This is a genomic window from Streptomyces sp. F001 (assembly GCF_004187715.1).
Classification (GTDB): domain Bacteria; phylum Actinomycetota; class Actinomycetes; order Streptomycetales; family Streptomycetaceae; genus Streptomyces; species Streptomyces flavusporus.
Window position 1 is genome coordinate 1,095,742 of the sequence record NZ_QZWF01000001.1, and the last position, 24,216, is coordinate 1,119,957.

Genomic DNA, 24,216 nt, shown 5'->3' on the forward strand with positions numbered 1-24,216 from the left:
GTCAACGGGTCAGATGATCCCGAACAGGATGCCTGCCCCGAGGATCACGAGGCATGTGAGGGCGGCCCACTTCACCACGAACCGCGTGTGGTCGCCGAATTCGACCTTCGCCATGCCGACCAGCACGTACACGGCAGGGACGAGCGGGCTGGACATGTGCAGCGGCTGGCCGACGAGCGAGGCGCGGGCCATCTCCAGCGGCGAGACACCGTGCGCGGCGCCGGCCTCGGCGAGGACCGGGAGGACGCCGAAGTAGAAGCCGTCGTTCGACATGAAGTAGGTGAGCGGCAGGCTCAGGATGCCGGTGACGAGGGCCATGTGCGGGCCCATGCCCTCGGGGATGACGTCGACCATCCACTTGGCCATGCTGTCCACCATGCCGGTGCCCTGGAGCACGCCGGTGAACACGGCGGCGGCGAAGACCATGCCGGAGACGTTGAGGACGTTGTCGGCGTGGGCGGCGAGCCGGGCCTTCTGGTCGGGCAGGTGCGGGAAGTTGACGGTGAGCGCGAGGGCGGCACCGAGCAGGAACAGCACCGGGATCGGCAGCAGCTCCATGATCATGGCGGTGAGCAGGCCGACCGTGAGCAGCGCGTTGAACCAGTACAGCTTGGGGCGCAGGGTGGGCCGGTCGGGGTCGAGGCCCTGGAAGTCGTCGTCCTCGGTGGCGTCGGCGTCGGTGCCGGAGCCGGAACCGCCGGTGCTCGCGACACCCTTGCCGGTGCCGGTGCCGGTGCCGCTCGCGACCAGGACCGTCTCCTTCTCGCTCTCCTCCACCAGCACCTCGTCCAGCGTCAGCACGCCGAGCCGCCTGCGCTCGCGCAGACCGAGGACGTACGAGAGGACGATCACGAAGAGCAGACCGACGGCCAGGGCCGGGATCATCGGCACGAAGATGTCGCTGGCGTCCAGCTTCAGGGCGGTGGCGGCGCGCGCGGTCGGGCCGCCCCACGGCAGGGTGTTCATCACGCCGTTGGCCATCGCCGCGACACCGGTCAGGATGACCAGGCTCATCTTCAGGCGCTTGTACAGCGGGTACAGGGCCGAGACCGTGATCATGAAGGTGGTCGAGCCGTCGCCGTCCAGCGACACGATCGCGGCGAGCAGGGCCGTACCGACGACGATCCGCATCGGGTCGGCCTTGCAGAACTTGAGGATCCCCCGGACGATCGGGTCGAAGAGCCCGACGTCGATCATCACACCGAAGTAGACGATCGCGAACATGAGCATCGCCGCGGTGGGGGCGAGGCTGGAGACCCCGTCGATGACGTAGTCACCGAGATGCGCACCCTTGCCGACGAAGACACAGAACAGTGCGGGTATGAGCACGAGCGCCGCTATGGGCGACATCTTCTTCATCATGATCAGGACCAGGAAGGTCGCGATCATGGTGAAGCCGAGGATGGTCAACATGAGTGGATACCTAACGTTCGCCCTTGAACTCCCACCTGGGCCGGCGGTGCGACGACGTTAGGTCCCCTCGAGCAGCGTTAACAAGACGTTGACGTGCGAGCAATAAGCGCAAAACTGCTGGTCACAGCTTTGCTCAGGTCAGCGGGGTGAGCTTTTCGGTCACGGCGGAGACTTCCACGGGCACTCCGTTGAGGACCGCGTTGCCCGACAGCGGGTCGAGCAGGCTGCCGTCGAGGAGCTGGTTGACGTTGACGCCGGGGTCGGTGGCGGCGTGGGTGAGGCGGGTGCCGGGACGGTCGTGGCCCCAGCCGTGCGGCAGGCTGACCACGCCCCTGCGCACACCGTCGGTGATCTCCGCGGGTGCGGTCACCTCTCCCCCGGCGCCCTTCACGCGCACGGGTGCCCCGTCGCGCACACCGAGGCGTTCGGCGTCCTCCGGGTGGATGTGCAGGGTGCAGCGGTTGGTGCCGCCGGTGAGGGCGGGCACGTTGTGCATCCAGCTGTTGTTGGACCGCAGATGGCGGCGGCCGACGAGGACGAGCCCGTCGGGTCGTTCCCGCAGCGCCTCGCGGAGCCGGGGCAGGTCGTCGGCGATGGGCTGCGGGAGCAGTTCGACCTTCCCGCTGACCGTCTTCAGCGGCTGCGGGAGCCGGGGCCGCAGCGGGCCGAGGTCGATGCCGTGCGGGTGGGCGAGCAGTTTCTCCAGGGTCAGGCCGTCCGGTCGTACGCCGAAGCCGTCGCCGTAGGGGCCGAGCCGCAGCATCATGTCGAGCCGGCGTTCGGGGCCGTTCGCCCCCGTGAGCTGTGCGGCGAGTTCCTTCGGGTCGCGGCCGTGCACCGGCGAGTGGGGGTCCCCGACCGCCTTGCCGAGGGTCTGGTCGATGACCATCGCGTCCACGGCCGCCGGGTCGGCGCCGTGCATGCCCGTGGCGGCCAGGGCCAGGCGGGCGAGGATCTCGGTCTCGGCCATCCTGCCGGGCTCCAGGGGCACGGCGGGGCGGGTGTAGCGGACCTGGTTGCGGATGGCGAGGGTGTTGAAGGCGAAGTCGTGGTGGGCGCTCTGCGCGGGCGGGGGCGGCGGCAGCACGACATGGGCGTGCCGGGAGGTCTCGTTGAGGTAGGGGTCGACGCTGACCATGAAGTCGAGCGAGTCGAGGGCCTTGTCGAGGCGGTCGCCGTCGGGCGCGGAGAGCACGGGGTTGGCGGCCACGGCGATCAGCGCCCGGACGGGCTCGCCCTCCTCGGTGGCGGTGTCGATCTCCTCGGCGAGCGCGGACAGCGGCAGCTCACCCTTGGCCTCGGGGTGGCGGCTCACCCGGGAGTGCCAGCGGCCGAGCGCGAACCCGCGGCCGGGCCCTGCGGGCCGAGGCGTCCGGTCGGTGGCGGCCTGCGGGAACAGGGCACCACCCGGCCGGTCCAGGTTGCCGGTGAGGATGTTGAGGACGTCGACGAGCCAGCTGGCGAGCGTGCCGTGCGGGACGGTGCAGCTGCCGATGCGGCCGTAGACGGCGGCGGTGGGAGCGGCGGCCAGCTCGCGGGCGAGGGTGCGGATCGTGCCGGCCTCGACATCGCAGGCCGCCGCGACGGCTTCGGGACTGAAGTCCCGTACGGCGTACCGGAGTTCGGGCAGGTCCTGGACATGCGGCGCGAGGTCGCCGAGGTCGACCAGGTCCTCCGCGAAGAGGACGTACGCCATGGCCGCGAGGAGCAGGGCGTCCGTGCCGGGTCGTACGGCGATGTGCCGGTCGGCGAGTTTGGCGGTGCGGGTGCGGCGCGGGTCGATCACGGTGAGGGTGCCGCCGCGTGCCTTGAGCGCCTTGAGCCGGCCGGGGAAGTCGGGCGCGGTGCACAGACTTCCGTTGGATTCCAGCGGGTTGGCGCCGATGAGCAGCAGGTGGTCGGTGTGGTCCAGGTCGGGCACAGGGATGGCGTTGGCGTCGCCGTAGAGCAGCCCGCTGGAGACGTGCTTGGGCATCTGGTCGACCGTGGACGCGGTGAACAGGCTGCGGGTGCCGAGCCCCGCGATCAGGAGCGGCGGGTACAGCGCGCCGGCCATGGTGTGCACGTTGGGGTTGCCGAGGACGACGCCGACGGCGTTCGGCCCGTATCGCTCGACGACCGGCCGGATCCCGGCGGCCACGGCGTCGAACGCCTCCTCCCAGGTGGCCTCGCACAGCTCCCCGTCCCTGCGCACGAGCGGGGTGCGCAGCCGGTCGGGGTCGCCGTCGACGGCCCCGAAGGAGGCGCCCTTGGGACAGATGAAGCCCTGACTGAACACGTCGTCGCGGTCACCACGGGCGCCGGTGACACGGGTTCCCTCGAGGGTGAGCGTCAGCCCGCAGGTGGCCTCGCACAGGGGGCAGATACGCAGGGCGGTGCGGGACACGGGTCCTCCCGGAGGTCTGGCGGCAGCGGTGACGCACGGACTGCGCCGAGCATACCGACCGGTATGCACGGAGGGGAGGCCTCACGCAGAGGGGGTCCGGAAATCGTCGGCTCTCAGTCCAGTACGCGCGCCAGATACGCCCGCAGCATCTCCCGCATCTCCCCGATGATCTTCTCGTCCCCTTCCGGGTCCACCCGGAACGCCAGATGCACCAGGGTGTCCGCGGTCTCCACCGCGATCAGGAAGGAGCGGCGCAGTTCCTCGTCGGGGGTGCGGTCGAAGTGGCCGGAGAGCAGGTCGGTGAGACGGTCGGCGACACGATGGTTGGGCTCGCCGTGGCGGACCCCGACCGGGATCTGGTTGCCGAAGTCGACCAGGGAGAAGCCGGGTGCGGTGCGCTTCATGGCGAGGTACTCGTCGAGCACGGCATCCAGGGCGGTACGCCAGTCGCCCCGTTCGGCATCCTTCAGCCGCTCGGTGACGCGCTCGGCGTAGCGTTCCAGGTTGCGCTGCGCGAGCGCGTCGGCCATCTGGCGCTTGTTGCCGAAGAAGCGGTAGACCGAGCCGATGGGGACACCGGCGCGCTGGGCGACCGCGCGGGTGCTCAGGTCGTCGTAGCCGACCTCGTCGAGGAGCTCGGCGCAGGCGTCGAGGATTCGGGTCAGCCGTTCGGCGCTGCGCCGCTGTACGGGCGCACGACGGAGCGTTGTCGCATGGGGCACGGGCTTCATGATGCCCGGTCGGCGCGATCCGGTGAACCGGCGGGCCCCTCGGTCGTGGACGCCGGCTCGGTCCCCGAGGCGGTGATGTCGGCCGTGCACTCGACGGGTTCGCCGTCGACCGCCCAGACGGTGCCGTCGTCGGCGTACAGCCGTGCGGTGACCTGGTGGGTGCCGCGCGGGACGAGACCGGCGGCCAGACGGTACTCGGGCGTGCGCAGTCGGGTTACAGGGCGGCCGTCCAGGAAGAGGCGGGCGAACCCCTGGCCGGGCACCGCCTTCGGCCGTGTACCGGCCGACGAGAAGCGGAAGTCACGGGCGGTCAGCCGTACGTCCCAGCCGCCACCGGAGGCGTCGGGCTGGACCTCGATGTCGACCTCGGGGGCGCGCTCCTCGTCCACCTCCCGGTAGGGCTGCCCCTCGTCGTCGGTGTCGTCGAGGAGTCTGCCCACCGGCGACGGCGACTCCCCGTTCTTCTGTCCTCCCGCAGCGCTGGTGCCACAGCCCACGGATCCGGTCAGCAGCAGGACACAGACCGCGAGCGCGGCTAGGGCCTGCGCCGGAAGTGGCGTCGTCCGCCCGGAGGGCGGGCCGGGCGGCGTCCGGTGCGTGCTCTCGGCGTGCCGGGCGAGAGCCCTCGTACTGGATGTACTTGGGCTTTCGCCCGGTGCGGCGAGTGGGGGCACCTCCCACGCCCTTAAGGCAATGGGGGAGCGGGCCGGGCGTCGTCCGGCAGGCGCCACTTCCGGCGCAGGCCCTAGAGTTCGGCGCGTCCACGACATGGCGGGGAGACTAGAACACCGGTCCGACACCCCGAATCCCCCTGGAGTCTGGTTCTCGTCATCCTCCGGGTCGTCCGTGGAGAGGAGGCCGTACGGCCTCTTGCGTACCCCGAGCCGCATTCCTATGGTGAACCATAGGAATGAGCGTGCAAGGGAGCACTGATCATGAGCGATGGGGGCACCTCCCGCGCGAGCGTGTTCGAGCGTGGGGGAGCGCGGAAGACCGCCGAAGGGCTGGCCCACCTCCACGGGTTCGGCAACGAGCACAGCTCCGAGGCCGTCCCGGGCGCACTGCCCGAGGGCCGCAACTCACCACAGCGCGCCCCACTGGGCCTCTACGCGGAGCAGCTCAGCGGGACGGCCTTCACGGAACCGCGGGCGCACAACCGCCGCTCCTGGCTCTACCGGATCCGCCCCTCGGCCGCACACCCGGGCTTCACCCGCACCGACAACGGCACACTGCGCACGGCGCCCTTCACCGAGACCGTGCCCGACCCGAACCGGCTGCGCTGGAACCCCCTGCCGGAGCCGGCGCCCGGCACGGACTTCCTGGCCGGCCTGTGGACCCTGGGCGGCAACGGCGACGCGACCCAGCGCGCCGGCATGGCCGTGCACCTGTACCACGCCGACGCCGACATGGACCGCGTGTTCAGCAACGCGGACGGCGAGCTGCTGATCGTCCCGGAGCGCGGCGGGCTGCTGCTGCGCACCGAGTTCGGGCTGCTGGCGGCGGAACCGGGACAGGTGGCGCTGATCCCGCGCGGCGTGCGCTTCCGTGTGGAACTCCTCGACACTGTGTCGAACGGCGGGCAGAGCCCGACGGCCCGGGGCTACGTCTGTGAGAACTACGGCGCCCCCTTCCGCCTGCCCGACCTCGGCCCGATCGGCGCCAACGGCCTGGCCAACCCCCGCGACTTCCGGGCGCCGGTCGCCGCGTACGAGGACGTCGAGGGCCCGGTCGAGGTGGTCAACAAGTTCTGCGGCAACCTCTGGACGGCCACCTACGACCACTCGCCGCTCGACGTCGTCGCCTGGCACGGCAACCATGTGCCGTACGCATACGACCTGCGCCGGTTCAATGTGCTCGGCACCATCAGCTACGACCACCCCGACCCGTCGATCTTCACGGTGCTGACCGCACCGAGCGACACCCCCGGCCTCGCGGGCGTCGACTTCGTGGTCTTCGCGCCGCGCTGGCTGGTGGGCGAGGACACCTTCCGGCCGCCGTACTTCCATCGCAACGTCATGTCCGAGTACATGGGCCTGATCGAGGGCGCGTACGACGCGAAGGCGGAGGGCTTTGTGCCGGGCGGCGGCTCGCTGCACAACATGATGTCGGCGCACGGTCCGGACCGGGAGACGTTCGAGCGGGCCGGCGCCGCCGAGCTGCGGCCGCAGAAGGTCGACGACGGGCTGGCGTTCATGTTCGAGACCCGGTGGCCGGTGACCCTGACCCCGCAGGCGGCCCGCGCCGAGCACCTCCAGCAGGGCTACGACGACGTGTGGCAGGGCCTGCAGCGGCACTTCGGCCCCTTGCACTGAACATTCCCCGGCCGGTACGGATGGCCCCGTGACCTCCTTCGCCCCGGACTCCATCGTCCTGAACCGCAAGCTGCCGCTCTGGTACCAGGTCTCGCAGTCGCTGCGCGCCTCGATCCTCGGCCGCTCGCCGGCGGATCCGCTGCGCCTGCCCACGGAGGAACAACTGGCGGTGCACTACGGCGTGAGCGTGCTGACCATGCGGCAGGCGCTGAAAGAGCTGGAGGACGAGGGCCTCATCACCCGTCACCGCCGGCGCGGCACGTTCATCGAGCCGAACGTCCGCCGCGGCACCCCCGTACGGCTGCTCGGTTCGGTGGACGCGATCGTGGCCCAGCAGTCCGGCATGACGACCGAGCTGCTGGACCACGGCCACGCGCGCGTGCCCGCGGAACTCGCCGAGTTCTTCCCGGATCTCGCCGAGGTGGCGACGTACCACCGGCTGCGCAGCGACGAGAAGACGGGCGAGCCGACCAACCACGCCCACAACCACGTCCGTCCCGAACTGGCCGACCGCATCGACCTGGACGACCTGGTCCGCTGGCCGATGACCAAGGTGCTGCGGGACATCGTGGGCGCGGACATCAGCCGCATCACGGACACCGTGGAGGCCCGCCTCGCGGACCCGGAGACGGCCCGCCTCCTCAACGTCCCGCTGCTCAGCCCGATCCTGCACTACACGGGCATCACCTACGACATGGCCGGGCGCGTGCTGGACGTGGCCGTCATCCACTACCGCGGGGACCGCTTCTCCTTCACGGTGACCCTGGACGCCACGTAAGCGCTCCGCCGGGGGCGCGGTGATGAACCTGCGGGCCGGTGGGGGCTGGTCGCGCCCCGCGGCGGAGCCGCATATCGGCGCTGTCCCGCGCCCCTTCGGGGCGCTCGATTCATCGTACGATGCCCAGCGTGACGCACGACGACGCTCCGTTGCTCGCGGACCTCATGCCGTGGTCCGTCGCACCGCCGCGGCTCGGCCGGGGGTGGCCGACGGGCCCCGACGCGGCGTCCCTGAAGGCTCGCTGGGACGCCTTCGTGAAGGCCGACGGCCCGGACCGGGAGGCGCTGCTGGAGCCGACGCGCTCCCGCACACTGCACTCGGCCGTGGGTCAGCTGCCCGGCCGGTCCGCCGGCACGGAGAAGCTGATCCGCGCCACGGGGCCCTGCCCGGAGCCGGTACGCGTCCTGCACGCCCCGTTCGACGAACAGTGGCTGATCCCCGACCACCGCCTGATCGACGCGGCCCGGCCCGAGCTGTGGCGGGTGGCCGACGAGCACCAGATCTTCGCGGTGGAGGCGACGGCGGCACCGGGCGCCGATGGTCCGTTGCTGCTCGCGACCTCCCTGCTGCCGGTCCTCCGCCCCGGCCGCATCCGCCCGTTGTACCGGCGGCCGGGGGGTGAGGAACCGAACCTGGCGCCGGGGTTGGTGGAGCACCTGGGCGCACGTCTCGGCACCTCGGTGGAGCCGGTGGACGTCCTCGCATGGGCACTGGCGACAGCACGGTACGCACCCGGCGGACACGCCGTCCCCCTCACCGAGGACGCCGGACTCTGGGCACAGGGTGTCGAGTCGGGCCACCGCCTGCTGTGGCTGATGCGCCGCAACGGCGAACGCCCCAAGCTCCCCGGCGGCCGCCGCCCGTACGTCCGGGCGCCGCTCCCCTCCCGGCCCGTCAACCTGCACTACGACCGTGACGAGGAGACCCTGGAGCTGGACGAGGGCCGCGTCTCCCCGGTACCGCCCGAGGCATGGGACTTTGAAGTGGGCGGAGTGCGGGTCCTGGAGCAGTGGTTCACGACACGCACCGCCGATCCGGAGCCGGGCACACTGACGGCGATCCGCCCGGCTACCTGGCCGCAGGCCTGGACGTCGGAGCTGCTGGAGCTGATCACGGTGCTGGCCCTGCTGTCAGAACTCCAGCCACTCCACCAGGAGTTGACGTCGTCCATCACGGCACCCGACCTCCACAAGGCCGGCGTCCTGCCGGTCCCGGAGTCGACCCGCAGGCCTGCGTCGGTGCTGGACGGGCACGAGGAGGGGCCGGAGGGGCAACTCGCGCTGATCTAACCCGGATCGGGGTCGAAGGCGTCCAGCACCCGTTCGAGCGCCCGTCTGAACACCGCCTCCAGATCGATCGGCCCGCTGTCCTCCATGAAGGCCGCGGCCAGGTGCGGATACGCGCCGGTGGCGACCTGGCCGCCGAGGTAGGCGATGCGGACCGCGTTCTCCTCCTCCTCGGACCAGGGCATGGCACGGGTGCGCTCGGCGGTGGCGATCTCGTTGGCGGTGTACGTCGTCACGACGCCGTTGATCAGCGCGACCAGCTCCATCTTCACGCCGTACGCAGCGTCGAGCGGTTCGAGACAGGCCAGGCAGTGCTCCAGGTAGCGCAGGGTGTTGGGGCTGAAGCCGTACACCCCTGACATCAGACGCGGCACCCAGGTGTGCCGGTGCATGATGCCGCGGGTCTCCTCCGCGTTGCGGATCATGTCGGCACGCCAGTCGCCCGAGGGCTCGCGGATCTCGTGCTCGGCGCCCACCGCGTCGATCATCAGCTCGTACAGGTCCTCCTTACGGGGGACGTAGTTGTACAGCGACATCGTCCCGCAGCCCAGCTCGGCCGCGACATGCCGCATGGACACGGCATCCAGCCCACTGGTGTCGGCGATCCGCACCGCCGCGGCCGCGATGTCCGCGCGCGTGAACGCGGGCCTGGGACCACGCCCGGTCCGCTCGGGTCGCGCCCAGATCACTTGGGGTTCGGCCGCCTTGCCCGCCATCGATCATCACCTCGACCACCATCCTAGTTACGTACACCGTACGTAGTGCGCTATGGTCGACCCATGACTTCTACGTACGCCGTACTTAGTGAAGGCCTGGAGAAGCGGTTCGGTGAGGTCCATGCCCTGCGCGGGCTCGATCTGGCCGTCGCGCAGGGCACCGTCTGCGGCCTCCTCGGACCCAATGGCGCCGGCAAGACCACGGCGATACGGCTCCTCACCACGCTCCTGCGCCCGGACGCCGGCTCGGCCCGGGTCGCGGGGCACGACCTGCTCCGGGACCCGGCGGCCGTCCGCCGCCACATCGGGGTCACCGGCCAGTACGCCTCGGTCGACGGCGACCTCACCGGCCGCGAGAACCTCCGGCTGTTCGCCCGGCTGCACCGGGTGCGCGGGCCGGCCGAGCGGGCCGGCGAGCTCCTGGACCGCTTCGGGCTGACCGAGGCGGCCGACCGCCCGGCGTCCACGTACTCGGGCGGGATGCGGCGCCGCCTCGACCTGGCGGCGAGTCTCGTCCGCCGCCCCGACGTGCTGTTCCTCGACGAGCCCACGACCGGCCTGGACCCCGCCAGCCGCAACCGGATCTGGGACGCCGTACGGCAGCTGACCGCCGAGGGCACGACCGTGCTGCTGACCACGCAGTATCTGGAGGAGGCCGACCAACTCGCCGACAGCATCGCCCTGATGGACCGGGGGCGGGTCGCGCACACGGGTTCGCCGGCCCAGTTCAAGGCCCTGATCGGCGCGCACGTCGAGGCCGTCGTCCCCGACGCCGACGTCATGGTGAAGGCGGCGGCCGTACTCGATCAACTCACCGGCGCGGAGCCGTCGTTCGACCACGAGCGGCGGGCCGTCGGCGCGGTGACCCGGGACGGCACCCTCACGCTCCCCCGCCTGGTGCGCGAACTGGACGCGGCGGGCGTGCCGTTGCTGGATGTGAGCATCGAACCACCGACTCTCGATGATGTGTTCCTGCGACTCACCCAGGATCAGGAAGAGGAGCGTGCGGCATGAGCACCCTGGCCTATGACGGCGGCGCGATGCTGGGCCGGCAGCTGCGGCGGATCCGGAACAATCCGGGGCTGCTGATCCTGACCCAGACGATGCCGATCTCCATGCTGCTGTTCTTCGGTTACGTCTTCGGCAGCGCGCTCGCGATGCCCGGCGCGGAGTACCGGTCCTTCCTGGTGCCGGGGCTGATGGTGGCGACCGCCGCGGGCGGGGTCATGGCCGGTATGTTCCAGGCCGCCCAGGACACGCACCGGGGTGTGATGGACCGCTTCCGGACGCTGCCGATGAGCCGGGCCGCCGTACCGCTGGGACAGGCGGCCGCCGACCTGGTGGTGACGGCCGCCGGGACGGTGCCGTTCCTGCTGGTCGGGCTCGCGGTGGGCTGGCGGATCGAGGGGTCCGCGCTCGAAGCAGTGGGCGCCGTGGGGCTGTTGCTGCTGTTCCGGTTCGCGACGACGTGGGTCGGGATCTTCCTCGGGCTGCTCACCCGGAACGAGGAGGCCGCCGGTCAGCTCGGCGGGGCGACCTTCCTGCTGCCGCTGCTGTCCAACGCGTACATCCCGACCGAGGGCCTGCCCGGCTGGCTGCGCACCGTCGCCGAGTGGAATCCGATCAGCGCGGTCACCACGGCCCTGCGGGACCTCTTCGGCAACGCACCCGTGCCGGACGGCGCCGCCTGGCCGGTCGCCCATCCGGTCGCCGGGTCACTGGCCTGGTGTGCGGTACTGCTCGCGGTGTTCGCTCCGCTCGCCGTACGCCGGTACACGCACGGCGAGCGGTGATGTGCGCGGGCGCCCAGCACTGCCGGGTGGGGGGCGCGGCGCATGGCGGCGAGGGGACGTACCCGCGCTCGAGCAGTACACCGGGGCGTTGCCGCGTGCCGTGGGGATGATGGACGGCGGTGTCGCGGCGCTGTGCCGGGACGGTGTGGCCGGCTGAGCGCGGGTCCTCGAGGCGTCGAGGAGACGCAGGTGTCGGTCAGCGTCCGCCGAACAGCGTGCGGCGCAGCCGGCGCAGCGGCGCGAAGAGCGAGACCCGGCTCACTCGCGCACCCCTGGCGCTGGGGGTGTGCGCAGGCTCACGCGCGGTCAGCTCACGCATCAGCGAGGTCGCCTCGGCCGTCTCCCTCTGGGGGACCGCAGGGCCCGCCAGCACCGAGAGATGGCGGTCGAGGCGCGAACTGGTCGCGCTGCTCCCGCAGGTGATCGCAGGGACCCTTGCCCTGCTGCGCACTGTTATCTGTTCCATGTCACTCCCCACCCGTACGAGTCCACCCGGCCCGGGCAGGGTAACCCTATCGCCCCCTTGGGGCACGCGTGTATCGCGGGCACAGGATTCACCTTCCCCGTAAGGGTGTTGACGATCACTCTCCGAATCCAACCGATTTCAGGGCGAGTTGAACAACTGGCTGGCTGGTGGGCTGCGCCGAGCCGCCGTCGGGTTCGACGGTCACGGCGAGTGACGTGGCGGACTGCTCGAGCCCCGTTGCGACCAAGGGCGTGTCGCCGTCGAAGAGGCCGAGGGAGCGCGGTTGCTCCTGGGGGCGCATGAGCCACAGCTGGTGCACCCGGTTGCCCGGCAGCTCGCCGTATCCGCTCAGGGTGACCACCGCACTCCCCTCAGATGCGGAAGCGATCACTCCGATATTTCGGCCCTCACCGTCCCGGCCGGTCGTCGCCCGTGCGTCGGGAGCGGCCAGGACGTGGGCGATCTCACGTGCCTGGGCGCGCTCGGCAGCCAGTTGCTCCTGGGTCCGGTTCGCCTGGACGGCGAACAGCGAGGCGACGACGAGAGCCGCCGCGGCGGTCGCGGTGGCGAACGGGACGAACAGGGGGCGCGGCCGGGGCGCACGGGTGCGCGCCGGGGGCGGCTGGGTCCCCCACATGGGGCGGCAGCGTGGGGGTGTGCTCACGCCCACGCCCCGGGGCGGGTTCCTGCGGAGTGGTCCGTACGGCGGCCAGGACCCGGTCCCGCAGCGCGGCCGGCGCCGGGGCGGCCGTGGACCAGGCGAGGCGGACGGCGTCCTCGGACAGCGCCCGCACCTCGGCGGCGCAGCGGGCGCAGCGCGCCAGGTGTTTCTCGAAACGGCGCCGCTCGTCGGGTTCGAGGGCGTCCAGCGCGTAGGGCGCGGCGAGGCTGTGCTGGTCCTCGCGGTCCAGCAGTCGGCCGAGGATGCTCACGCGACTCCTCCCAGGCACTCGCGCAGCCGGGTCAGTCCGTCGCGCATCCGGGTCTTGACCGTGCCCAGCGGCAGGGAGAGCCGCTCGGCCACTTCACGGTAGGTGTAACCGTCGTAGTAGGCGAGGGTGACGGACTGCCGCTGGAGGGCGGTGAGCCGGTCCAGGCAGCGGCGCACCCATTCGCGTTCGAGTTCGGCCTCGACCTCCTCGGAGACATGGTCGAAGGCGGGGTGGTGGGCGCGCCGGGCCTCGCGCTCCTCGCGTTCGCCGGCCGCGCGGGCGCTGCGCACCCGGTCGACGGCGCGGCGGTGGGCGAGGGTGAGGACCCAGGACAGGGCGCTGCCGCGGGCCGGGTCGAACCGGGCGGCGGACCGCCAGAGTTCGAGCAGTACCTCCTGGGCCACCTCCTCGGACTGGGCCGGATCCCGCACCACCCGCTTCACCAGTCCGAACACCGGCCCGGACACCAGTGCGTAGAGCTCCTCGAATGCCTTCTGGTCGCCGCCTGCGACGCGCACCAGAAGTTCGTCCGCCCCCACTCGGTCCCCCTCTCTCCGGCCGCACAGGGCCGGTCCCGTCCCACGAGGCATTCGCAACGAACCCACCTCCGGATGGGGTTACGGATCAGAGAGCCGAAAACGCGGGTCGAGCAGCGAGGAAATGAGTTTTCAGGTTCGACCAATCCGGTCCGGCCGTGGCTCCGAATCCCCGGCGTCAGGCAAGTTGGCACTGAGGACGGACGGCATGACAGCTATCTCCAAGCGCGGCGCAGGACTCAGGAGCGTCGCCACCCTCGTCTGTGGTGCGCTGGCCGCCGGAGGGCTCGCAGCCGCCGGCGTGACCGCGCTGGAACCGGGGGAGGCGGAAGCCTCCAGCCACCGGGAGGCCCCGCTGATCTCGGGGACCCCGCAGTACGACAACACCGACGTGTACGCGTTCGTGAGCCCGGACAAGCCGGACACGACGACGATCATCGCCAACTGGATCCCGTTCGAGGAACCGGCCGGCGGTCCGAACTTCTTCACCTTCGCCGAGGACGCCCAGTACGACATCCACATCGACAACAACGGCGACGCGCAGGGCGAACTGCTGTTCCGCTACACGTTCAAGACGCAGACGAAGAACAAGAAGACGTTCCTCTACAACACCGGTCCCGTCGAGAGCCTCGACGACCCGGACCTCAACGTCACGCAGACCTACGACCTCGAACTGCTGAAGCTGAAGAACCAGCACGTGCAGTCCCGGACGAAGATCGCCGACGACGTTCCGGTCGCGCCGTCGAACGTCGGCAAGGCGTCGATGCCGGACTACGCAGGGCTGCGCAAGCAGGCCGTCCATGAACTGGCGGGCGGCTCGACGACGTTCGCCGGGCAGGCCGACGACCCGTTCTTCCTGGACCTGCGCGTCTTCGACCTGCTGTACGGCGGGAACCTCTCCGAGGTCGGCAACGACACGCTCAAGGGCTACAACGTCAACTCCATCGCCCTGCAGGTGCCCACCAAGATGATCCAGGAGTCGGCCGACCAGCCGGTCGTCGGCATCTGGTCGACGACCCAGCGCAAGAACGCCCAGGGGCACTTCACGCAGGTCTCCCGGCTCGGCAACCCGCTGGTCAACGAGGTCGTCAACCCGATCGAGGACAAGGACACGTTCAACGCGTCCGCGCCGTGGGACGACGCCCAGTTCCTGGACAACGTCACCAACCCCGAGCTGCCGAAGCTCATCGAGGCGATCTACAAGATCCCGGCGCCCAAGGAGCCCCGCAACGACCTGGTGGACGTCTTCCTGAAGGGCGTACCGGACCTCAACCAGCCGCCGCACGTGACCCCGTCCGAGATGCTGCGCCTGAACACGTCCATCGAACCGGCCGCCGAACCGAAGCGACTCGGCGTCCTCGACGGCGACAACGCCGGCTTCCCGAACGGCCGTCGCCTCACCGACGACGTGATCGACGCCTCGCTCCAGGTCGTCGAGGGTGAACTGCTCGGCCAGAAGAACGACCTGGGCGACGCGGTCGACAAGAACGACAAGGAGTTCGAGAAGGCCTTCCCGTACGTCGCCCTGCCGACGGAGGGTTCCCGCGGCCCGCTCGCCAAGGGCACCTCGGGCGGCAACGACGTGCGCAACCAGATCGGCGACGCGCTGCAGCCGGCCGGGTCCTCCGAGGACAACATGACGCTGATCGCCGCCTCCGCGGGCGCGGGCGCGGCGGGGATCCTCCTGATCGGCGCCGGCCTGATGTGGTGGCGCCGGATGCGGGGCCGCGCGTACTGACGCGCCCCCTACCGACTGGCGCGGCCCGTCCCTCCCCATCCCCCACGGCACGGGCCGCGCCGCCTCACGATGACGACCCTTTTGTGTACGAGGAGAGGGCATGGTCCCGCATACGAACGACAACGAGCCGGAGCACGAGACCGACCGGAGCCCGGCCCCTGAGGAAACCGCGGCCCCCGCGGCCCCCACGGACACGGCCACCGAGACGACCTCGGGTGCGGCGGACGCCGACCGTACCGCCGCGGGCGTCGACGAGCGGGTCGCTGCTCTGCGGCGGGTTGCTGCGGCCGGGCGGCGCCTGCGGGGCGGGCGGGTTGCCGGCTGCGCCGCCCTGTTGGCCGTGGCCCTGACCGCCGGTTCGATCGCCGTGGGGAACGTCCGGGACGGCGACGGCCGGGGCGTTGCCGCGGCGCCCGGTGCCGTCGCTCCGGCCGTGCTGGCGAGCGGCGACCTCGACTCGAGCATCGGCGCCCTGCAGACCCATCTCCGCGCCCAGCCGAGGGACTTCGGCGGCTGGGCCACCCTCGGCCTCGCCTACGTCGAACAGGCCAGGGTCGACGGCGACCCCTCGCGCTACCCGCAGGCCGAGCGAGCACTGGACCGTTCCCTCGCCCTCGAACCCGAGGGCGACCAGGCCCTGGCCGGCCTCGCCGCCCTCGCCGCGGCCCGGCACGAGTTCACCGACGCCCTCGACTTCGCCGGCCGCGCCCTGAAGCGGAACCCCTACAACGAACGCGCCCTGGCCACCCGTATCGACTCCCTCGTCGAACTCGGCCGCTACGACGCCGCGTCGAAGGCCGCCGACACCGCCGACACCCGCCGGCCGGGCATCCCGGTCTTCACGCGGTACGCGTACGTGCGCGAGCTGCGCGGCGACGTCCGCACCGCCCGTCGGGTCCTGGAACAGGCCCTCGACAACGCCGTCGCACCCGGCGACGTGGCGTACGTCGCCACCGCCCTCGGCCAACTGGCCTGGAACCAGGGCGACTACACGACCGCCCTGGACCACTACGCCCGTGCCCTCGCCGCCGACGACACCTACCTGCCCGCCCTGGAGGGCCGCGCCCGCGCCCAGGCCACGAGCGGTGATCTCGCCGAGGCCGTACGGGGCATGGAGGCGGTCGTCGCCCGCGCCCCGCTGCCCGGCGCGCTCGTCGCCCTCGGCGAGCTGTACGAGGAGCGCGGCGCCGAGGGCGACCGGGACAGGGCCCGCGACCAGTACGCCCTCGTCGACGCCTGGACGGCGCTGGCCCGCGCGGGCGGCGTCAACCCCGACCTCGACACCGCGCTCGCGGCCGCCGACCACGGTGACGCGGACCTGGCCCTGCGCGCGGCCCGCGCCGAGTGGTCCCGCCGCCACACCGTACACACCGCGGACGCCCTCGCCTGGGCGCTGCACGTGGGCGGCCGCGACGAGGAAGCCCTGTCCTACGCCCGCCGGGCCACCGCCACCGGCTACCGCAGCGCCGCCTTCCTGTACCACCGCGGCATGATCGAGCTCGCCACGGGCCGTACGAAGGACGCCCGCGCCTCCCTGACGGCGGCCCTGGAGCTGAACCCCGGGTTCTCCCCGTCGGCGGCTCGCGAGGCCCGCGCGGCGCTGAAGACCCTGGGGGCCGAGTGAGGCCCCGTCGTGTTCTCGCCTCCGCCGCGGCCGTCCTGGGCGTCGCCGGCGCGATCGTGCTCGTCCCGGCAACCACCGCGAGCGCGCACCCCTTGGGCAACTTCACCGTCAACCACTACGACGGTCTCGTCGCCGCCCCCGGTGAGCTGCGCATCGACCACGTCGAGGACCTCGCCGAGATCCCGGCGACCCAGGCCGGGCCGGACGTGGAACGGCTCGGCATCACCGCATGGGCCCGCGGGCGGTGCGCGGACGCCGCGCGGGCCGGCGAGGCGACGGTCGACGGACGCACGGTCACGCTCGACGTCGCCGACAGCCACGCGCGCGTGCTGCCCGGTCAGGCGGGGCTCGACACCCTGCGGGTGGAGTGCCGGCTGACGGCTCCCCTGCCCGAGGCCGACTCCGTGACGGTCGGATTCCGCAGCGCGGGCGCCGACTCCGGCCCCGGCTGGCGGGAGATCACCGCGCGCGGGGACCGTATGACGCTCACCGCCTCGGACGTGCCGGAGAAGTCGTCGTCGCGCGAACTGACCGCCTATCCCGAGGAACTGCTGTCCTCCCCGGCCGACACGACGTCCGCGTCCCTGCGCCTGCGCCCCGGCGGTCCCGCCCTGGCCGAGGAACAGGGCGACGCGCCCGCCGCGTCCGTCCTGCCACGCGGCGCCGACCGCTGGACCCGGGCCCTGGAGTCCCTGGTCGCCCGGCACGACCTCACCGTCGGCTTCGCCGCCCTGGCCCTGCTCATCGCGGTCGGCCTCGGCGCGATGCACGCGCTCGCACCGGGCCACGGCAAGACCCTCATGGCCGCGACCGCGGCGGCCCACGGCGGCCGCGCCCGTATGCGGCACGTCCTCCCCCTGGCCGCCTCGGTGACGGTCACCCACACCCTCGGCGTGGTCGCCCTCGGCGTTCTGGTCACCGCCGGGTCCGCGGCGGCACCCTCGGTGATCGCCTGGCTGGGCATCGCGAGCGGAGTGCTGGTGACACTGGCGGGAGCGGGCCTCGTACGACGGGCGTTCCGCAACCGCGGACAGGCCCACGGCCACACGCGCACCCACGACCACGAACACGAGTACGCCCACGGGCACGAACACCGCGACCACGGTCACGAACACGTCCACGAACCCGAAACCAAAAAGCACAGCCACGATCACGACCACGGTCACCAGCACCCCCACCCTCACACCATCGAACACACCCACGGCGGCCACACCCACTCCCACCCCATCGCCCCCACCCTCCGCGGCACGATCCTCATGGGCTTCGCCGGCGGGCTCGTGCCCAGTCCCTCGGCCGTCGTCGTGCTCGTCGGCGCGGCGGCGCTCGGGCAGGCCTGGTTCGGGCTTCTGCTCGTCGTCGCGTACGGCGCCGGGCTCGCGCTCACCCTCACCGCGGCCGGGTTCGCCGTCGTCCGGTTCGGCAGCGGCGTGACCCGGGCGCTGGTCCGGCGGCCCCGCTGGACCGCCAATCCGCTGGCCGCCCTGATCCGCCGTACCGCGCCGGTGGGTTCCGGGTTCGTCGTCGTCGCCCTCGGGGCCGGATTGGTGTTCAGGGGGGCGGCATCCGCATTCGGCTGAGCTACTTTTGGGGAGAAATCAGGCGAGACATCGCTCGCGGATGCGAAGGGGGCGCCGGTGTCCGTGGATCCGGGCAGTGAACGCGTGATCGCCGGCCGCTACCGACTGCTGTCCCCGCTCGGCGAGGGCGGCATGGGGACGGTGTGGCTCGCCCGCGACGAGGTGTTGCGCCGCGAGGTCGCCGTCAAGGAGGTGCGGGCCCCGGCGGGGCTGCCGGCCGCCGACGTGGAGCGGATGTACGCCCGTCTGGAGCGGGAGGCCTGGGCCGCCGCGCGGGTCGCGAACCGCAATGTGGTGACGGTGTACGACGTGGCCACGGAGGAGGGCCGGCCGTGGATCGTGATGGAGCTGGTCCGCGGGATCTCTCTCGCCGAGCTGCTGGACGCCGAGGGCCCGCTGCCCCCGCAGCGCGCGGCGCACATCGGCGCCGAGGTGCTGTCCGCGCTGCGTGCCGCGCACGAGGCCGGGGTGCTGCACCGGGACGTGAAGCCGGGCAACGTACTGCTGTCGAACGACGGCCGGGTGGTGCTCACCGACTTCGGTATCGCGATGGTGGAGGGCAGCTCTGCGCTGACCATGACCGGGGAGGTGGTCGGCTCGCCCGAGTTCCTGGCGCCGGAACGCGCGCTCGGCCGCACGCCGGGTCCCGAGTCGGACCTGTGGTCGCTCGGCGTGCTGCTGTATGCGGCGGTGGAGGGCAGTTCCCCGTTCCGCAACGACACGCCGCTGAGCACCCTGCGGGCAATCGTCGACGAGGAGTTGCCGCCGCCCCGCCGGGCCGGTCCGCTCACCCCGGTCATCGAGGGGTTGCTGCGCAAGGACCCCGCCGAGCGGCTGCCGGCCGCGCGGGCCGAGCAGGACCTGCGGCTGATCGGCGCGGGAGGCACGCCGCGCGCGGACACGGCCCCGACGACGCCGTACACCCCGTACGCCCCGACCGCCGCGGCCCACCGGCAGCCGCCGACGCCGCCCCGACCTGTCCCCGCTGCCGCTGCCGCTGCCGCGACCACCGTCGACGAACCGCGCCACGACAAACGCACCGCCGCCGTCCTGATCGCCGGCGTCACCGCCCTGGCGCTGGCGATCGCCGGTCTCACGTACGCCCTGCTGAACCGCGACGACGGCGACAACCGCACCGCAGGGGGTGGCAACACCCCTACGGCAGGAGCGACTTCGACGGCGCCCGAGAAGGAGACCACCCCGGGCACCAGCGCTCCCACCACCCGACCCCGAGCAGCAGTCCGACGACCGCTCCCCCGCCGCAGTCGGTGACGGTCACCCTCACCGGCGCCCGCACGGAGTACTCGGGCACGTGCCCGCCGCCGAACGACCAGGCTCCCGCGTTCACGGCGACGTTCACGGTGGGACGGCTGCCCGCGGAGGTGGACTACCGCTGGGTGACCAAGGACGGCGAGGTCGAGAGCTGGAAGACGCTGTCGTTCCCCGAAGGGGGCGAACGGACCCGGCAGGACCAGGTGATCGTGACGACGTACGCCGACAGCGGGACGTATCAGAACGAGATCAGTGTCGAGGTCCGCGATCCGGTCCGGACGACGTCGGATGCGGTGGCGTTCTCGGTGACCTGTGTGACGGAGACCCCGACGGACGGGGCCTCCGCTTCACCTACGCCGACTCCCTGAAGGTCAGGCGGCGTTGTCGAGCACCGGCAGATAGCCGCCGGACTGGCCGTTCGCGGTCGGGTGGTACGACTCGCCGATGTTGAGCCAGTTGACGCTGTGCAGCCAGGAGCTGCCGGAGCAGATCTCGTGACCGGTGAAGGTGCCGCGCACGTCGCCCCAGGTGAAGCCGTGGTTCAGTGCGCGCTTCTGGATGGCGGTGTTGAGGTGGTCGGAGGCGTCGTTGATGGCCTTGCGCTTGGTCTCGGACAGACCGAGGCACGACTGGCCGAGCTTGTAGAAGCGGGGGTAGCCGAGCACGACGACCTGCGCCGCGGGTGCCTTGCCGCGGATCGCCGAGTAGACGGTGTCGAGCTTGCCGGGCAGCGTCGTGTCGACGTACGCCCTGGCGGTGTTGATGCGGGAGATGCAGGCGCTGTCGGACTGGAGTACGCAGGTCGTCATGACGTCCGCGAAGCCGGCGTCGTTGCCGCCGACGCTGATGGACACCACACCTGTACTCGCGTTGAGCGGGGCCAGCTGACCGGCGAGGACTTCATCCGTTCGGGCGCCGGAGCAGGCCGTGAAGGCGAACGACGAGGGTGAGTTGGCGGCGGCCCAGAGGTACGGGTACGCCTTCGTGCTGCGCTTGCAGTCGCCGCTGGAGCTGATGTAACTGCCCGCACCGACGCCGGAGGAGTAGGAGTCGCCGAGCGCCACATAGCTGGTGGCGGCGGCTTCGGACGCCTGCGCCGGAGCGGCTCCCGTGAGGGCGGCCGATGCGGCGAGGAGGAGTGAGCCGAGTAACACGACAAGTCGGGAACGTCTCATGGAACCTCCCTTTAGCAGGATCTCTGCCTCAACCGTCGTACCAACTACGCGTGTTGAACGGAAGTGTCCATGCCAAGACTTTTCACCCATCCTCCACATGAACCCTGCGCGTTCACTCTGGCGTTTGTTACGTGCTCATGACAGGTTTGTTGACAGGTACTCAACTCCCTTGTTCTACGCACGTAGCTCACCCACGCTTTACCGCAGCCCGGGCGGTACGCGACGCCCCGGGCCGTGTGCGCGAAGACGCGCTCACCCCCCACATGCGCGCAGCCCCACCCGGGCGCGCGCCGCCTGGAGGAGGACTCCCTCGTAATGGCACAACTGCGTAGCAAGAAGGCCCGGTTCGCCGCGACCACCAGCCTGGCGACCGCCGCCCTCCTGGGCGGGCTCACCGCACTCCCCGCCCAGGCCGCCCCGGCCGAGGGCAAGGTCCTGGCGGCCGGCTCCCCCGCCGCCGTCAAGGACAGCTACATCGTCACCCTCAAGAAGGGCGCCGGCGTCAAGGCCGCGTCCAGCGAGGGCAAGGGTTTGATCAAGGAGTACGGCGGCACGGTGCAGCAGACGTTCGGCAAGGCGCTGAACGGCTACACCGCCAACCTCTCCGCGACCGAGGCGAGGAGACTGGCCGCCGACCCCGCGGTGGCCTCCGTCGAGCAGAACCAGCGCGTCCAGCTCGCCGACACCACACAGTCCAACGCCCCCTGGGGCCTGGACCGGATCGACCAGACCTCGCTTCCGCTTTCCGGGACCTACACCTATCCGGACAGTGCGGGCAGCGGTGTGACCGTATACGTCATCGACACCGGCGTGCGCATCAGCCACTCGCAGATCAGCGGCCGGGCCACCTACGGCTACGACGCCGTCGACGGCGACACCACCGCCTCCGACGGCAACGGCCACGGCACCCATGTGGCCACCACGGTCGCGGGTTCCACTTACGGCGTCGCCAAGAAGGCGAAGATCGTGGCGGTCCGGGTGCTGAACAACAGCGGCTCCGGCACCACCGCGGGCGTGATCGCCGGCATCGACTGGGTGACGCAGAACCACTCCGGCCCCTCGGTCGCCAACATGTCGCTCGGCGGCGGCGCTTCGGCGTCGCTGGACACGGCGGTCCGCAACTCCATAGCCAGCGGCGTGACCTACGCCGTCGCGGCGGGCAACAGCAGCACCACCGCCTCCTCGTCCTCCCCGGCCCGGGTCTCCGAAGCGATCACGGTCGGCGCCACCACCAACACGGACGCCAAGGCGAGCTACTCCAACTACGGCTCCGCCCTGGACATCTTCGCGCCCGGCTCCTCCATCACCGCCGGCTGGCACACCAGTGACACCGCGACGAACACCATCTCCGGAACGTCGATGGCGACTCCGCACGTCGCGGGCGCAGCGGCGGTCTACCTCGCGAACCACACCTCGTCCACCCCGGCGCAGGTCGCCTCGGCACTGACGAGCGGAGCGACCACCGGCAAGGTCACCAGCCCGGGCAGCGGCTCCCCGAACCGGCTGCTGAAGATCGTCCCGTGACACCCCTGAGCCTGGTGTGACAGGCAGTTCCCCGGGGGCGGTCCCGCCGCCTCCGGGGAATGTCCCTATGTGCCACAAGAAGCGCATTCCGCGTCTTGACGGCCCGGGCGGCACTGCGCGACATTGAAGCCCGGCATCCGGCGCTTCGGGGGGCAAAGTCGCCAATGCAGACCATCCGCATCAAGACCGATGCATCAGACGCACCAGACGGTGTCGAGGGGACGCGGCCGGGTTCGGGGAGGGACCTGTGGCCCGTGCTCGCGGGCGCCGTGACGGCCGTCGGGGGGATCGGCGCGCTGCTCGCGCTCACCGACTCGAGCTCGCCGCTGCGCGCTCCGTTCACGCTGTTCTTCCTGCTCGTGGCGCCGGCCGCGGCCATCGCCGCCGCGCTCAGCGGGCTGGATCCGCTCAGTCGCGCACTCGTTTCGCTCGCGGGTGCGATCGTCGTCGACATGCTGGTGGCCCAGGGCCTGCTGGCCCTGCACCTGTGGTCGGTACGCGGCGGGATCGCGGCCGTGACCGCCATCAGCGCCCTCACTCTCCTGCTGGTTCTGGTACGGCGCCACGGCGGCCGTACCGTGAGAAGACAGGGCTCGTGACGTGGACATCAGTGTGTACCGCCCCGGCGAACTCACCGCCGCCGACCGGGCGGCGTGGACGGCCATGCAGGCCAAGGCCCATCTGCACGGTTCGCCCGAGCTGGCGAACCCGTTCCTGTCCCCCGAGTTCGCGCTCGCGGTGGGCCGCTGCAGACGGGGCGTACGGATCGCGGTCGTCCGCGAGGGCGGCGAACCGGCCGCGTTCTTCCCGTTCCAGCGATCGGCGACCGGCGTCGGCCGGGCCATCGGGCTCGGTGTCTCCGACGCCCAGGGCGTGGTGCACCGGCCCGGGTTCGCCTGGGACGCCCGGGAGCTGCTGCGGGCCTGTGGGCTCGCCGTATGGGAGTTCGACCACCTGGTGGAAGGCCAGCATCCGTTCGAGGCCGAGGCCTCCGGCACCTTCCCGTCCCCGGTCATGGATGTCGACCAGGGCTACGAGGCCTATCTGAGCCGACTGCGCGCCCAGTCACCGAAGTTCACCAGGACCACGCTCGCCAAGGAGCGAAAGCTGGGCCGGGACGCGGGTGAGGTCGTCTACGTCCACGACGAGCGCGATCCCGCCGCCCTGCGCACGCTGATGGACTGGAAGTCCGCGCAGTACCGCAGGACGGGGCGCAGCGACCGCTTCGCGCACGACTGGATCACCCGCCTGGTGGAGCAGCTGTTCCACACCCGCTCCCAGCCGTTCGCCGGGATTCTGTCCGTGCTGTACGCGGACGGCAAGCCGATCGCCGCGCACTTCGGGCTGCGCAGCGAGCGGGTGCTCGCCTGCTGGTTCCCGGCGTACGACCCGGCGTACTCGAAGTACTCCCCGGGGCTGGTCCTGCATCTGCGGATGGCCGAGGCGGCCGCCGCCGACGGCATCGCCTATCTCGATCTGGGCCGGGGCCAGAAGGAATACAAGGACTCCCTGAAGACCCGTGAAATCCAGGTGTCCGAGGGGTGGGTGACGCGACGTCACCCGGTGGCGATCGGGCACCGGGCCCGGCGTGCGCCGGTGCGCGCGCTGCGCAATGTCGTGGTGTCGCGGCCGGAGCTGTTCGAGCCCGCCGACCGGCTGCTCAAGAAAATGGGCAAGATCCGGGCAGGTCGCAGGTAACGGCCAAACCAACAAAAAGGTGAGGTCAGGTTCCAGGTCTTGCCATAAGGAGTGATAGGTCAATACCTTCATACATCTCACCCGCATCGGACCATCACCAAGCGGAACCAGGGGAGGGCTCAGGGGCCGCGGTGGTGCCGGCGCGGGCGCGGTAGGGGGGTGCCGTGCTCGGTGACCTGCGTGTGACCGAGACGTGCCGCGCAACCGGCTGCCGTTTTCCGGAGCCGGCGAGCTTTTGCCAGTGACAACCCCCCTTTCG

General features: G+C 71.4%; 19 protein-coding genes and 2 pseudogenes. 12 read left to right on the top strand and 9 right to left on the bottom strand.

The annotated features are described in order from the left end of the window. Positions 1-9: 9 nt before the first annotated feature. From StrepF001_RS05050 to StrepF001_RS05065, 4 genes are all read right to left on the bottom strand, one after another. Positions 10-1,413, bottom strand: a complete 1,404-nt coding sequence (locus StrepF001_RS05050; RefSeq protein ID WP_129797044.1) for a citrate:proton symporter — start codon at positions 1,411-1,413, stop codon at positions 10-12. Between the two features lie 133 nt (positions 1,414-1,546). Beyond that, positions 1,547-3,799: a molybdopterin oxidoreductase family protein gene (locus tag StrepF001_RS05055; RefSeq protein WP_129797045.1), complete on the bottom strand. Its 2,253-nt coding sequence runs from the start codon at positions 3,797-3,799 to the stop codon at positions 1,547-1,549. 113 nt (positions 3,800-3,912) lie between these two features. Beyond that, positions 3,913-4,530, bottom strand: a complete 618-nt coding sequence (locus StrepF001_RS05060) for a TetR/AcrR family transcriptional regulator (RefSeq protein WP_129797046.1) — start codon at positions 4,528-4,530, stop codon at positions 3,913-3,915. After that, positions 4,527-5,045, bottom strand: a complete 519-nt coding sequence (locus StrepF001_RS05065; protein ID WP_129797513.1) for a hypothetical protein — start codon at positions 5,043-5,045, stop codon at positions 4,527-4,529. The genes StrepF001_RS05060 and StrepF001_RS05065 overlap by 4 nt, the downstream gene beginning before the upstream one ends. Before the next feature lie 420 nt (positions 5,046-5,465). Between StrepF001_RS05065 and hmgA the strand changes: the two genes are divergently transcribed. From hmgA to StrepF001_RS05085, 3 genes are all read left to right on the top strand, one after another. Next, complete coding sequence (gene hmgA, locus StrepF001_RS05075; RefSeq protein WP_129797047.1) at positions 5,466-6,842, top strand: homogentisate 1,2-dioxygenase; 1,377 nt, start codon at positions 5,466-5,468, stop codon at positions 6,840-6,842. A gap of 28 nt (positions 6,843-6,870) precedes the next feature. Then, a complete protein-coding gene (locus StrepF001_RS05080; protein WP_129797048.1) occupies positions 6,871-7,620 on the top strand; it encodes a GntR family transcriptional regulator in 750 nt (249 codons plus the stop codon). A 119-nt stretch (positions 7,621-7,739) separates the two neighbouring features. Further along, on the top strand, positions 7,740-8,909 hold the full coding sequence (locus StrepF001_RS05085) for a type ISP restriction/modification enzyme (protein WP_129797049.1): 1,170 nt from the start codon (positions 7,740-7,742) through the stop codon (positions 8,907-8,909). Here StrepF001_RS05085 and StrepF001_RS05090 read toward each other — a convergent pair. After that, positions 8,906-9,622: a TetR/AcrR family transcriptional regulator gene (locus StrepF001_RS05090; RefSeq protein ID WP_129797050.1), complete on the bottom strand. Its 717-nt coding sequence runs from the start codon at positions 9,620-9,622 to the stop codon at positions 8,906-8,908. The two genes, StrepF001_RS05085 and StrepF001_RS05090, sit on opposite strands and share 4 nt — an antisense overlap. A gap of 63 nt (positions 9,623-9,685) precedes the next feature. Here StrepF001_RS05090 and StrepF001_RS05095 point away from each other — a divergent pair, with 63 nt between their 5' ends. Both StrepF001_RS05095 and StrepF001_RS05100 read left to right on the top strand, forming a co-directional pair. Next, positions 9,686-10,636, top strand: a complete 951-nt coding sequence (locus StrepF001_RS05095; RefSeq protein ID WP_129797051.1) for an ATP-binding cassette domain-containing protein — start codon at positions 9,686-9,688, stop codon at positions 10,634-10,636. Then, positions 10,633-11,415 carry an ABC transporter permease gene (locus StrepF001_RS05100; protein WP_129797052.1) on the top strand — a complete coding sequence of 261 codons (783 nt, stop codon included), beginning with the start codon at positions 10,633-10,635 and terminating at the stop codon, positions 11,413-11,415. The genes StrepF001_RS05095 and StrepF001_RS05100 overlap by 4 nt, the downstream gene beginning before the upstream one ends. Positions 11,416-11,611: 196 nt before the next feature. Here the strand turns inward: StrepF001_RS05100 and StrepF001_RS05105 are convergent, their stop codons facing one another. The 3 genes and pseudogenes from StrepF001_RS05105 to sigK all read right to left on the bottom strand — a co-directional run bounded on the left by StrepF001_RS05105 (position 11,612) and on the right by sigK (position 13,352). After that, entirely contained in the window at positions 11,612-11,881 is a 270-nt protein-coding gene (locus StrepF001_RS05105) for a hypothetical protein (protein WP_129797053.1), read from the bottom strand. Positions 11,882-11,996: 115 nt separating this feature from the next. Next, positions 11,997-12,813: pseudogene (locus StrepF001_RS05110) on the bottom strand (anti-sigma factor). Beyond that, complete coding sequence (gene sigK / locus StrepF001_RS05115; RefSeq protein ID WP_165396161.1) at positions 12,810-13,352, bottom strand: ECF RNA polymerase sigma factor SigK; 543 nt, start codon at positions 13,350-13,352, stop codon at positions 12,810-12,812. Before sigK ends, StrepF001_RS05110 begins: the two are co-directional and overlap by 4 nt. Positions 13,353-13,557: 205 nt before the next feature. Here sigK and StrepF001_RS05120 point away from each other — a divergent pair, with 205 nt between their 5' ends. From StrepF001_RS05120 to StrepF001_RS05135, 4 genes and pseudogenes are all read left to right on the top strand, one after another. Further along, positions 13,558-15,087 carry a DUF4331 domain-containing protein gene (locus StrepF001_RS05120; protein WP_129797055.1) on the top strand — a complete coding sequence of 510 codons (1,530 nt, stop codon included), beginning with the start codon at positions 13,558-13,560 and terminating at the stop codon, positions 15,085-15,087. A 100-nt stretch (positions 15,088-15,187) separates the two neighbouring features. After that, positions 15,188-16,711, top strand: a complete 1,524-nt coding sequence (locus StrepF001_RS05125) for a tetratricopeptide repeat protein (protein WP_129797056.1) — start codon at positions 15,188-15,190, stop codon at positions 16,709-16,711. Continuing rightward, on the top strand, positions 16,708-18,288 hold the full coding sequence (locus StrepF001_RS05130; protein ID WP_129797057.1) for a nickel transporter: 1,581 nt from the start codon (positions 16,708-16,710) through the stop codon (positions 18,286-18,288). Before StrepF001_RS05125 ends, StrepF001_RS05130 begins: the two co-directional genes overlap by 4 nt. Positions 18,289-18,345: 57 nt before the next feature. Further along, positions 18,346-19,928 (top strand): annotated as a pseudogene (locus tag StrepF001_RS05135) (serine/threonine-protein kinase). Between the two features lie 3 nt (positions 19,929-19,931). On the opposite strand, the gene StrepF001_RS05140 reads toward StrepF001_RS05135, so the two are convergent. Then, the gene (locus StrepF001_RS05140) at positions 19,932-20,735 is read right to left on the bottom strand and encodes an SGNH/GDSL hydrolase family protein (RefSeq protein WP_129797058.1); all 804 of its coding nucleotides are present in this window, start codon (positions 20,733-20,735) and stop codon (positions 19,932-19,934) included. A gap of 315 nt (positions 20,736-21,050) precedes the next feature. Here StrepF001_RS05140 and StrepF001_RS05145 point away from each other — a divergent pair, with 315 nt between their 5' ends. The 3 genes from StrepF001_RS05145 (at position 21,051) to StrepF001_RS05155 (ending at position 23,957) form a co-directional block, all read left to right on the top strand. Beyond that, positions 21,051-22,259: a S8 family peptidase gene (locus StrepF001_RS05145; RefSeq protein WP_129797059.1), complete on the top strand. Its 1,209-nt coding sequence runs from the start codon at positions 21,051-21,053 to the stop codon at positions 22,257-22,259. A gap of 95 nt (positions 22,260-22,354) precedes the next feature. Then, positions 22,355-22,858 carry a hypothetical protein gene (locus StrepF001_RS05150; protein WP_240797285.1) on the top strand — a complete coding sequence of 168 codons (504 nt, stop codon included), beginning with the start codon at positions 22,355-22,357 and terminating at the stop codon, positions 22,856-22,858. A gap of 1 nt (position 22,859) precedes the next feature. Continuing rightward, a complete protein-coding gene (locus StrepF001_RS05155) occupies positions 22,860-23,957 on the top strand; it encodes a GNAT family N-acetyltransferase (RefSeq protein WP_129797061.1) in 1,098 nt (365 codons plus the stop codon). Positions 23,958-24,216 lie beyond the last annotated feature (259 nt).

Coding starts and splice junctions, on each gene's coding strand:
- hmgA (WP_129797047.1), top strand. CDS start 5,466: ATGAGCGATGGGGGCACCTCCCGCGCGAGCGTGTTCGAGCGTGGGGGA.
- StrepF001_RS05120 (WP_129797055.1), top strand. CDS start 13,558: ATGACAGCTATCTCCAAGCGCGGCGCAGGACTCAGGAGCGTCGCCACC.
- StrepF001_RS05085 (WP_129797049.1), top strand. CDS start 7,740: ATGCCCAGCGTGACGCACGACGACGCTCCGTTGCTCGCGGACCTCATG.
- StrepF001_RS05095 (WP_129797051.1), top strand. CDS start 9,686: ATGACTTCTACGTACGCCGTACTTAGTGAAGGCCTGGAGAAGCGGTTC.
- StrepF001_RS05145 (WP_129797059.1), top strand. CDS start 21,051: ATGGCACAACTGCGTAGCAAGAAGGCCCGGTTCGCCGCGACCACCAGC.
- StrepF001_RS05125 (WP_129797056.1), top strand. CDS start 15,188: ATGGTCCCGCATACGAACGACAACGAGCCGGAGCACGAGACCGACCGG.
- StrepF001_RS05100 (WP_129797052.1), top strand. CDS start 10,633: ATGAGCACCCTGGCCTATGACGGCGGCGCGATGCTGGGCCGGCAGCTG.
- StrepF001_RS05140 (WP_129797058.1), bottom strand. CDS start 20,735: ATGAGACGTTCCCGACTTGTCGTGTTACTCGGCTCACTCCTCCTCGCC.
- StrepF001_RS05050 (WP_129797044.1), bottom strand. CDS start 1,413: ATGTTGACCATCCTCGGCTTCACCATGATCGCGACCTTCCTGGTCCTG.
- StrepF001_RS05060 (WP_129797046.1), bottom strand. CDS start 4,530: ATGAAGCCCGTGCCCCATGCGACAACGCTCCGTCGTGCGCCCGTACAG.
- StrepF001_RS05090 (WP_129797050.1), bottom strand. CDS start 9,622: ATGGCGGGCAAGGCGGCCGAACCCCAAGTGATCTGGGCGCGACCCGAG.
- StrepF001_RS05105 (WP_129797053.1), bottom strand. CDS start 11,881: ATGGAACAGATAACAGTGCGCAGCAGGGCAAGGGTCCCTGCGATCACC.